Origin of the sequence: Paenibacillus sp. MSJ-34 (assembly GCF_018918005.1) — a bacterium.
GTDB lineage: Bacteria > Bacillota > Bacilli > Paenibacillales > Paenibacillaceae > MSJ-34.
In genome coordinates, this window is sequence record NZ_JAHLPR010000004.1 from 89,389 (window position 1) to 100,605 (window position 11,217).

General features: G+C 33.2%; 9 protein-coding genes. All 9 read left to right on the plus strand.

Annotated features, from left to right (window positions below; translation table 11 throughout):
- Positions 1-12: 12 nt before the first annotated feature.
- From KQI79_RS02960 to pseH, 9 genes are read left to right on the plus strand one after another with little or no spacing between them, the layout of a single operon-like run.
- Positions 13-876 carry an N-acetylneuraminate synthase family protein gene (locus KQI79_RS02960; RefSeq protein ID WP_216536734.1) on the plus strand — a complete coding sequence of 288 codons (864 nt, stop codon included), beginning with the start codon at positions 13-15 and terminating at the stop codon, positions 874-876.
- A gap of 2 nt (positions 877-878) precedes the next feature.
- Complete coding sequence (locus KQI79_RS02965) at positions 879-2,048, plus strand: acylneuraminate cytidylyltransferase (protein WP_216536735.1); 1,170 nt, start codon at positions 879-881, stop codon at positions 2,046-2,048.
- Positions 2,045-4,393 carry a methyltransferase domain-containing protein gene (locus tag KQI79_RS02970; protein ID WP_216536736.1) on the plus strand — a complete coding sequence of 783 codons (2,349 nt, stop codon included), beginning with the start codon at positions 2,045-2,047 and terminating at the stop codon, positions 4,391-4,393. The genes KQI79_RS02965 and KQI79_RS02970 overlap by 4 nt, the downstream gene beginning before the upstream one ends.
- A complete protein-coding gene (locus tag KQI79_RS02975) occupies positions 4,390-5,484 on the plus strand; it encodes a UDP-N-acetylglucosamine 2-epimerase (protein WP_216536737.1) in 1,095 nt (364 codons plus the stop codon). Before KQI79_RS02970 ends, KQI79_RS02975 begins: the two co-directional genes overlap by 4 nt.
- A 16-nt stretch (positions 5,485-5,500) precedes the next feature.
- A complete protein-coding gene (locus KQI79_RS02980) occupies positions 5,501-6,550 on the plus strand; it encodes a glycosyltransferase (RefSeq protein WP_216536738.1) in 1,050 nt (349 codons plus the stop codon).
- 18 nt (positions 6,551-6,568) lie between these two features.
- Positions 6,569-8,143, plus strand: coding sequence for a glycosyltransferase (locus tag KQI79_RS02985; RefSeq protein ID WP_216536739.1), 1,575 nt, complete (start codon positions 6,569-6,571; stop codon positions 8,141-8,143).
- Complete coding sequence (locus KQI79_RS02990) at positions 8,140-9,447, plus strand: glycosyltransferase (protein ID WP_216536740.1); 1,308 nt, start codon at positions 8,140-8,142, stop codon at positions 9,445-9,447. Before KQI79_RS02985 ends, KQI79_RS02990 begins: the two co-directional genes overlap by 4 nt.
- A 12-nt stretch (positions 9,448-9,459) precedes the next feature.
- Entirely contained in the window at positions 9,460-10,623 is a 1,164-nt protein-coding gene (locus KQI79_RS02995; protein WP_216536741.1) for a glycosyltransferase, read from the plus strand.
- Positions 10,624-10,651: 28 nt separating this feature from the next.
- Positions 10,652-11,191 carry a UDP-4-amino-4,6-dideoxy-N-acetyl-beta-L-altrosamine N-acetyltransferase gene (gene pseH / locus KQI79_RS03000; protein ID WP_216536742.1) on the plus strand — a complete coding sequence of 180 codons (540 nt, stop codon included), beginning with the start codon at positions 10,652-10,654 and terminating at the stop codon, positions 11,189-11,191.
- The last annotated feature ends 26 nt before the right edge of the window (positions 11,192-11,217 follow it).

Sequence of the window (11,217 nt, forward strand, 5' to 3'; positions counted from 1 at the left end):
TGGAGAGACATTATGAATGAGCCAAGATTAATAGCAGAAATAGGTTGTAATCATAAAGGGAGTATAGAAATTGCAAAAGAAATGATTAAAATTGCAGCAGAGTTCTGTAAAGTAGATGCTGTGAAATTTCAAAAGAGAAACAATAGAGAACTATTGACATCGTTTCAATATAATCAGCCACACCCTAATCCACAACATTCGTATGGAAAAACATATGGTGAACACAGAGATTTTCTCGAATTTACTCTGGAAGAACATAAACAATTGAAAAACTGGTGTACAGAATATGGGGTAGAATATAGTTCGTCTGTTTGGGATATGACTTCGGCACAGGAGATTGCTTCTATAAATCCGAAAATGATAAAGATTCCATCTGCCTGTAATAATCACTTCCGAATGCTTGAGTGGATATGTGACAATTTCCTAGGTGAAATTCATATATCGCTCGGTATGACAACTCGTCGAGAAGAAAAACAGATTATAGATCTTATAAAATCCAAAAAACGAACTCAAGACGTTGTCCTCTATATCTGTACCTCTGGATATCCTGTTCCATTCGAGGATATATGTCTATTAGAAATTAATCGGTTAAAAGATAACTATTCTGGAGTTGTGAAAGAAATTGCATTTTCAGGGCACCATTTAGGGATTGCTGTCGACATTGCAGCATATACGCTCGGGGCCACAACAATTGAAAGACATTTTACTTTAGATCGTACTTGGAAAGGTACGGATCATGCCGCTTCTTTAGAGCCAGACGGTCTTAGGAAGTTAAACAGGGATTTGGATGCTGTACATAAAGCCCTACATTATAAAAAGGAAGAACTGCTTGATATTGAGAAAACTCAAAGAGATAAACTTAAATATAGAGGTTAATTATGTATAATACAGTTGCTTTGATTCCAGCCCGTGGTGGTAGTAAATCTATTTCGATGAAAAATATAAAATTGATAAATAATCGTCCGTTGATATATTGGGCACTTGATGCGGCCGTTGAATGTCAAGAGATTGATCATGTCTTTGTCAGCACTGATCATGATGAAATAAAGAATTGCGTATTAAAATATAATCATCCAAAGGTTTCTGCAATAGGCCGTTCACCAATAGTTAGTACTGATACTGCATCAACTGAATCTGTTATGTTAGAATTTTCGCAGAACTATAACTTTAACAATATAGTACTTATTCAAGCTACTTCACCTTTAATAACAGCACATGATTTAAGCAGGGGAATTGCTCGTTATTATGAAAATGATGTTGACAGTGTATTATCGGGAGTATGGCAGAAAAGGTTTATTTGGAATATAGAGGGAACACTTGCAATACCCCAAAATTATAATCCGGCATGTAGACCAATGAGACAAGAATTTAAAGGATATATGATTGAAAATGGAGCGTTTTATATTACATCTAAACAGCGACTTATGAAGACGGGAACTCGCATATCAGGCAAGATAAGTATGATTGAAATGGCACAAGAAACTTTCCTTGAACTGGACGAGCCGTTAGACTGGTTAATAATAGAACAATTATTAAAAAATCGACAAAACGATAAAATTGAGCTTAAAGAAAAGATAAAAAAAATTAAAGCATTATTTGTTGACTGTGATGGTGTCTTAACTGATGGTGGTATGTATTATTCTGAAAAAAACGATGAATTGAAAAAATTTAACACCAGAGATGGCATGGCGTTTCAGATTCTAAAAGAATACGGATATATAACAGGAATTATTACTGGTGAAGTTCGGGATTTAGTTAAAAGAAGAGCAATGAAGCTGAGGGTTGATGAGATACATTTAGGAGTCAAAAATAAGGCTCAACTTCTTCAAGATATTATGAATAAGTATAATTTTACGCATGATGAAATTGCTTATATCGGTGATGATATCAACGATCTAGAGGTAATTAAATCTGTTGGCCTAGGTTGTTGTGTGAATGATGGGATGCAAGTTGTAAAACAATCAGCAGATTATATTACTTCTGTTAACGGGGGATATGGTGCTGTAAGAGAAGTGGTAGAACTTTTGATAGGAGTGAAAGGATCTTGATTGATTTTTTAGATGTTTACCCTCATTTTGCCAATAAAAAAGTAATAGTTTGGGGAACCGGAGAATTTTACAGAAAGTGCACCCAGATAATTTCGTTTCCAATTTATTGTTTTATTGATAATAATCAGAATAAATGGGGGAAAGAATTAGATGGATATACTATTGAAAATCCTTCAATATTAAATATATTGGAAAAAGACGATATAGTTCTATTGTTGCTAAATTCATTTCAAAATGAGATTCTAGCTCAGATTGATCACTATCGTTTGAGTAATAAAAAGATTTTAACCTGGGACCAAATCGGAAGTGATATATATAATTTTCAAGGACGTTTTGTGTCCGAAATTAATGAGAAAAACAAACAGGGCTTATTAACACATAAGTGTAACTTATGCGGAGAATCTGAATTCGATTTACTGTATTACCGAGCAAGAAATTATAGCATCGTCCTTAATTACGTTTGTATGAATTGCGGATTCGTTTTTACATATCCTCGAATGGGAGTAGAACAGCATAACAAGCTTTACGCCATGGGTGACTTCTCCAGGATTTCAAGAAAAGCTGAAATTCCTGATGAAGAGAAATATAAGATGGCTGAGAAGCAAAGTTATCAGAGGTATAAGATTTTGGAAAGATTAATACCTGAAGATTCCTATTTAAGAAATGGACAGAAAATGATCGAAATAGGATCAGGAACGGGTAGTTTCCTTCAAATTATGGAGACCCTCGGCTGGGAGGTTACCGGGATTGAACCAGATATTAACTATGCTATCTCTTCACAAGATAGGTATCTAGTAAATGTATTATCAATAACATGGGAAGAATATACAGCACCAGATGAATCAGTGGATATGATTTGTAGTTTTCATGTAATTGAACATGTGAATGATGTAGATTTATTTTTAAGGAAAGCTTTCAAGTTATTAAAGAAAAACGGTTACATCTTTATAGAATGTCCGGGTATAGATAGAATGCATACTTTAATTGATGATTTTTTTTGGGATGTACATATAAATACCTTCTCCGAAAAGGTGCTGCGAGCTTTTTTAGAGAAAGCCGGTTTTAAAGTTATTAATTCAGGCTATAATGAGCTCGGATTTTTATGGATTATAGGTACTAAATCTGAATATAGAAAAGCTGTGGTGTACGAAAAACCTCAATATATAAAAAATATTGTGGCAGCACAGTCTTCCCCATACAAAATAAATGCAGATAGAGTTGCAGTTAGCTCCTCTTCGTATCATCCAGTTTATAAAATAGGTCATGTGGGAATTCATAGGAATACTAACGCTGGGGATACCTTGCTTTTTCCTTATGTTAGAAAAGTATTTCAACGTGTAATCGATAACATTGATTTTAAACTCATTGACATACATAAACCTGTGTCAATGGAAGTAATTAAAGAAATTAATAACTTAGACGCACTAATTATTGGTGGAGGTGGGGTTTTTTTATCTGATACGAATCCAAATCCTTTATCCGGGTGGCAATGGGCTTGTTCTTCCGATTTATTAGAATTAATTGAAATACCTATTATTGTATTTGCTGTTGGCTATAACAGATTTAGAGGTCAGCCGGATTTTGAGCCTATATTTAAGAATAATATAACTACTCTATTGAGAAAATGCATTTTTTTTGGAGTTCGAAATTATGGTAGTTTGGAAGAGATTAAAAATTATGTACCTAAAACGCTATGGCCCAAATTAACATTTCAACCCTGCCCTACGACTCTTATCAACAAAATAGATGGTGTTGAACAGAGGATAAAACCCTGTTCTACTAAGAAAATAGCTTTAAATATCGCTTTAGACAGACCTTTTTTGAGATTTGGAAAAAAGCAGAAAGAAATTCTTAAAGAAATTTCTACTGCAGTCAAAATGATTAAGGAAGATGGTTGGGAAGTCATTCTTTTTCATCATCATGAATTGGACGAGAAAAGCAGGATATGGTTTTTAGGGCAGGGGCTGGATTTAACTGAAGTAGATCTTAATCAAGTAACTCCAGAAGAAATTATTACATATTATGAAAGTGTTGACCTTTGTATCGGAATGAGGGGGCATGCTCAAATGATTCCTTTTGGATTAGGAGTGCCGATACTTTCTATCATTAGTCATAACAAACTTCAGTTTTTCTTGGATGATATAAATCATCCTGAGTGGGGAATTGATGTTCAATCAGAAAATATTTCTGTACAAATATATAATTTTGTTAAAAATTGCGATTTAATAAAACAGAAGTTGCAAATACAAGATGCCCAAGAAAGATTATACAATAAAACTTTGAATAATATGGAAGTGATTGAACGAGTTTTAAAACAATTTAATCTAGGTGAAAAAGTACTATGAAAAAAAAAGTACTTGTATTCACATATTTACAAAGACACTTAAAGAAAATGATTCCTATTATAAAAAGATTAAAAGAAGATAGTAAAATTTCGTTGGTTACATTGATAATGACTAGCGAAGAAAAAGCTATTGCCCTAGAAAATGAGATTGATTTTGTTATGCTTGATGAATTTTCAGTTGTCCCTCGAAGCATGGATCTAGATTTTGGATGGGGATTAGAACCATTAATTAACGCGATTGATACTATTAAGCCAGATTTATTTATGGCTGTAGAAGTAAATCATATACTTCGTAATGCAGTGAGATACTGTTTTCAAATGGGGGTTACCACTTTAGTTATTCAACATGGTACTCCTAATAAATATTCTTTGCATGCGTTTGCCCCGTTTGAAGGGGACTATTTCGCAGCATGGGGGGAACATACGAAACAGTTTTTAGTACAACACGGGGTAGACCCTGAAAAAATTTTTCTGACAGGCGGAGTTAACTTTGATAGGACACGTAATTTATGCTCTAGCAAAGAGATTATTAGTGAAAAGTTAGGTATCTGTTCTCGAAAAAAGTGGATAGTTTTCACTACCCAGTATGTAGGTGCAATGAATTGTCCATCATTAGAAGAAATCACTATAGCATTTACTGAAGTAGCAAAGTTATCAAAATTATATTCTGACTGCCATTTTATTTTTCAAGTACATCCTGGACAAAGTATGGAACAAGTTTCATCAATTATAAAAACGATTGAAGAACCAAACTGTATTATTGTTAGATATTACGATACTGAAGAGTTGCTTTCTGTTTGCGATGGAATGATTACTTTCTTTTCTACAACTGCGTTAGACTGTGTAATTCTTGAGAAACCGCTTCTACTTATTAATCTATCAGAAGATCGTGAATTCTTGCCATTTGTACAAATGGGAGCTGCGTTTGGTGCATATGAGAAAGGTGAAATAGCTAGTCAGCTGAAAAGATTAATATATGAACCAGACCTTCTGGTTGCGAATAGCGAGAAAGCGGCAAAATATATAAATTATTTAAATGATGGAAGAGCAATAGATAGAGTAATAGACTTGATATATAGTAGTTTAAATTAGGGGATAATTTAGAAATATGAAGGATATATCTTTAGTTATAATCAATGAAGATTCAGAATTATATTTAGATCGATTGTTTTCGAGTATTAAGCAACAAAAGGTATTTCACGAGTTAGATATTATTTTTATAGACAATAACTCCAAAGATAATTCCATTCTCATTGCTCAAAAACATGGGGTATCGAAAATAATTAGTACCTCGGAAAGAGTTAGCTCAAAAGGTTTACTCTATAACCTAGGGCAAGAACTTGCGGAGAGAGAGTTTATATTATTTACTCATAGTGATATCTTTTTTTTCGATGATTTTTTTGAGAATCTTGATTCATACTTAATCTCAAATCAAACTGATTTTATAAATTTCAATCAAGTATATTTAGATGGATTTATATTTGGTTGTCATCAACTGAGTACTGATGTTACTAACGAAATTATCAATTATGCGCAATTATATCAAAATTCACCAAATGATTCTGAACTAGTTTTACAATGCTCTGAATCATGTTTTATGGTTAGAAATAGGGTCTTCAAGAAATTTAAATTTGATCATGAATATTACGACTCATTGTTTGAGTACTCATTCCTTATACAAGTGATTCTAAGTAAGTATACTATTTCTTTCATTAAGCAATGCAAAATATATCATTATTTTCTTGAAATGAGTGATAAGGTTAAGAGCTTAAAACAAGATAAAAGAACGTTTTTATTAAAAAATAAAACTCTTTTTCTATCTACATGTCTACAAAATTCATCAGGTTTATTAACTGGTATTAAAGAGAAAATAATAGGTAAAAAAATTATTATTTTTGGAGCTGGAGGAAACGGTAAAATGCTTTTCTATGCTCTGAGAAATGATAATCTAGAGGTGGAATGTTTTTTAGATAATTCTGAATCAAAATGGGGAGGAAGTTTTAATGGGGTTAGCATTCACTCGCCACGATTTTTGTTAGATATAAATAGTAAAAGTTATATTATATTAATTGCTAGCATGCAATATGAGGGAATATCCCAACAACTTAAGGATATGGAATTGAGCGAAAATGAGCACTTTCTGCGGTTATTTTATTGAAAAGTGGATGTGGGACATATGTATAAACTAATGATATTTGGTGTTGGTAGTGGATCTCGGAAGGTTAGAGCGGTTTTAAATGAAAGTTCTGTTACTATAGGTTGTTTTGTCGATAACAATAGATCAATCGTTGGAAGCTATATTGATAATGTTCCAATTGTATCGCCATCCCAAATCCCTGATCTAATTGACGACTATGACTTTCTTATAATTGCTAGTCAATACTATAAGAAAATTAAAAAACAACTTATATCATTACATGTGCCCGAAAGAAAAATTATATCCTTTTTTGAACCTGTTTCGATACAAAATTTTGGTACTTCAGTTGATATATTTGAAAATCGAATATTTTCAATTAATAAATTGCTAAGTCAAAATATTAAAGAATTGAATAGCTCGACTAAAATAAAAATGCTTCAGGAACATTTTGGCGATAGCACTAAGAAGGACACGAGACAAGGTTTTTTATTAATAAACCATTTATTTGGTGGGGGAACGCAGGTTTATCAAGATCATTTAATAAAACGATTAAAATTTGAGAATAAACGGGTGTATACTCTTAATATTTTTCTAAATTATATTGTAATTTTTAATTGTAACGAAAATAAGGCATGGATAATTCATATCAGTAAACTAGATCAAGGGATTTTTAACCAAGCGCTGATGTTTTTACAAATTGATATGATGTACATTAATCAATTAGTTTCTTTTCCACAGTATTTTATGGATCTAATAATTGATTCGAAGGTTAAATATACATTCTTTATTCACGATTATTTTTGCGTTTGTCCTAGTTATAACCTTTTAAATTATGAACATAAATATTGTAATGCGGAAACAGATATTATTAGATGCAAGCAGTGTATATCACAGGGTTTAATTAGTGAAGAGGTGATTAATATTTCTTCACTGGAGATTCATATAGAATCATGGCGTCAAAAGTTCTTCGGATTTCTCCAGTCGGCGGATGAGATCATTGCACCGAGTGAAACTGCCAAAGAAATTGTTAAGAAATACTACCCAATGCTACCCATTACAGTTAAAGAACATGAATTAGGAATTAAAATTCCATATTCATACCAAAAGCAATACGCCGATTCAAAAGAGTTAAATATCGGATTTGTAGGAAGTATCGGCCCCTCCAAAGGAAGCGAAATCTTGTATGAATTATACAACTATATTTTAAATGAAAATCTTCCTATTAACATTAGGGTGATAGGTACAACTCAACTGCATAACGTGACGTACGAAAGTCCTGATAAAAAACTTTTTGTTCATGGAGAATATAAAAGAGAAGTGATGGGAGAACTATTACAGAAATACAAGGTCTCTTTGGTGATAATTCCATCTGTGTGCCCAGAAACCTTTAATTATACTACTTCTGAAATCATGGCAGCAGGCTACCCAATAATAACATTTAATATTGGCGCCCCTGCGGAAAGGTTAAGAAAGAATGGAGGAGGTTGGATTCTTCAGGCTGGTTCAGCTAAGGAGATTCTTGATTTATTAAAAGAATTACAAGGTAACAGACATAGAATATATCTTAAGGCAGAAGAACTAACGAGGATAGCCTTAAAAGGAGACTTATTATGATTATTTGCACTTCAATATGTGGTAATTATATTCCAAAAGCTTCTGTTCTTGCAAAATCAGTAAAGAATTATAATTCAAACGCTACTTTTATTGTTTTTCTGGTGGAAAGAGAAATAACGTCGGAAATGCTTCCTTTTTTAAATCATTTTGATGAGGTTATATTGGCAAAAGAAATGGGTTTTGAGGATTTTGATAAATATATCTTTAAGTACGATGTTGTAGAGGCGGCTACAGCCGTCAAAGGCCAAATGTTTAAATACTTATTGGATAAGTATAAATTGGAACAAAATTTTATATACCTAGACCCTGACATAAAAGTTTACAATAGCTTGGAGGAGTTACTCTCAATACTCACAGAACATCCAATTGTGCTCACCCCTCATATGATTGATCACGAGGAAAATGATAATGTAGATGCGATAATGGATAATGAAATGAATTCCTTACAACATGGAGTGTTTAATTTAGGTTTTCTTGCGATCAGAAGGAATGAAATTTCTTATAACTTTATCGAATGGTGGGCTAAACGTTTAGCTTTATTCTGTTACGATGATATGAAAGATAAAGGACAGTTTACAGATCAGAAATGGATTGACCTGGCTCCTTGTTTTTTTGATGTGTACATTTTAAGACACCCAGGATATAATGTTGCACCTTGGAATTTATCAAGGAGAGCCGTTGTACAAGAAGGGGATAAAATTACAGTAAATAATTGTCCGCTATATTTTTATCATTTCTCCGGGTTTGACTCGGGAGCGAATGAGACAATGACAAAAAAATACGTACCCGATTCCACTCATATTATTTACCGGATGAAAAATGAATATATTGAAGAATTAAATTTACATGGACAGACTATTCTTGGTCATATTCTTTGGAGTTACGGGTACTATAATTCGGGTGAAAAAATTACGAAGAGAGCAAGGGTAAATTATAGAGCTAATGGCGCTTTTAGCACAAATCCATTTCTAAAGAGTAATTCTTATTTTGAATATGTTCTTCCTATTGATCATATTGAAAGAAATATATATATTTGGGGTGCTGGAGATGGAGGGAAAAAGACGAAACAATATTACGAAAAACTTGGGGTAACAATTGATAAATTCATTGACAATGATTTATATAAAACAGGAAGTCAATTAGATGGGATAGAAGTGATCCACCCCACCTCTATTTTTGAAAATGGGGGGAATAATATTCCATTTATCATTATCGGATCTTCATACAAGAATGAGATTATTGAAGAATTAATTAAGCACGGTTTTTTACAGGAAAGAGATTTTATATTAAGTCGTGCAATATAGGATAAGAGAATAATGAATGAATTGATAAGTATCATCACACCAGTCTATAACGGGGCTAAGTTTTTGAAAGATAATATTCAAAGTTGGTTCGTACAAACCTATCCGTCTTTCGAGCTCATATTTATCGATGACGGAAGCACTGATGAATCTGTAAAAATGATTCAGGAGTATGTTGCAAAAGACCCTAGACTGAAATTAATCGTTCGGCAGCATGGTGGAATATCTCAAGCGATTGCTTCCGGCTTGGAGCAAGCCCAAAGTCAATATGTTGTTTTGATGGATCAGGATGATAGAGCCTCTCCACATCGGCTAATGGAAACTGTACATGCTTTCAAAAATGGATCAGAATTGATCATGTCGTCATATGAAATGATAGACGTAAACGGAAATCCAATTGGAAAGAAAATGGTGTTGCCATTACATATTGACGAGAGTAATATTTTGCTCGAGTCATTGAAAAGAAACTACTTTCTTGGTTCCGCAATGGCTTTTCGCTATAAAAAAGATTTTAATCTTAACCCGATCAGCGGTGGGACTACAGATTATGATATTGCATTAAAAATGCTCATGAATGATTATAAATTCACCTATATTTCTTCATGTTTAATAGAATATAGAGTTCATCAATCCAATACGTCTGCAAATTATACGGCCATTCGCAGAAATGCATTGGATGTATTGGAGCAGTACAACGAATTGGAACTTTATCCTTTGTTATTGGAAAAAGGATACGGGAATTTCGATGTTGCCTTGACTTTGAGTATTTTTTCTTTGTTTAAAGGACATCTGCGCCTGGCCGGGATGTACCTTCAGGAAGCGGAAAAGTATGTGGACGATCATGTCCCAGTACATAGTCAATTAGAATTCGCTTTCTATCAAGGAGTTTATTGTTATAAAATGGAAAAATATGAGGATTCCTTTCACTGTTTTCTAGCTGCATCCCGAATAGACAGACTTAATCCTGCTGTAGCTAATAACATTGGTGTCCTGGAATCGTTGAATGGATGTTACGACGAAGCTGAAAAATGGTTTAGAATAGCTTCGGAATTAAATAACGAATATATAGACGCAAAAAGGAATTTAGATCTGATAAATTCTAAACCTGTTAAGACAGTATTTACGGAAAGACTTTTACGAGATACTTTATTACACACCTTTAATATTACAGGAATATAGTAGAACACATATCCTACGGAGAGCCCGCATGTTACATTTTATTAAATTTAAAGAGGAACATCTTGAACAAGTGCTAACTTGGCGTACAAGGCCGGAAGTAACACAATATATGTTTACAGATATCGAATATAATATAAAGAAGCAATTACAATGGTTTCAAAGTATCTCTAACGATCAAACGAGTAAATATTGGATTGCAGCCTTAAATGGCGTGCATATTGGTTTAGTCTCATTAAATGAGATTGATCTTCGGAATAAACGTTGCAGTTGGGGATATTACATCGGAGAGAGCAGCTATAGAATGATCGGAGGCATGATAGCTCCATATATCTATAATTATGTGTTCGATCAGCTTGGTTTGAAGAAAATAACAGGTATGGTGATGGAGGGAAATATTAATATAAGAAAAATGCATGAATTCCATGGCTGTCGTGAAGTAGGCGTTTATAAAGAGCATGTTTATAAAAATGACAGATACCATGATGTTTATTTATACGAGTTGTTAGACAGGGATTGGAGAGTACAAAAGGAACGCTTTGGTGCTTATAAAGGCTGCTTTGAAGAATAACCTTAATCTGAAACGGAGGATTTCCA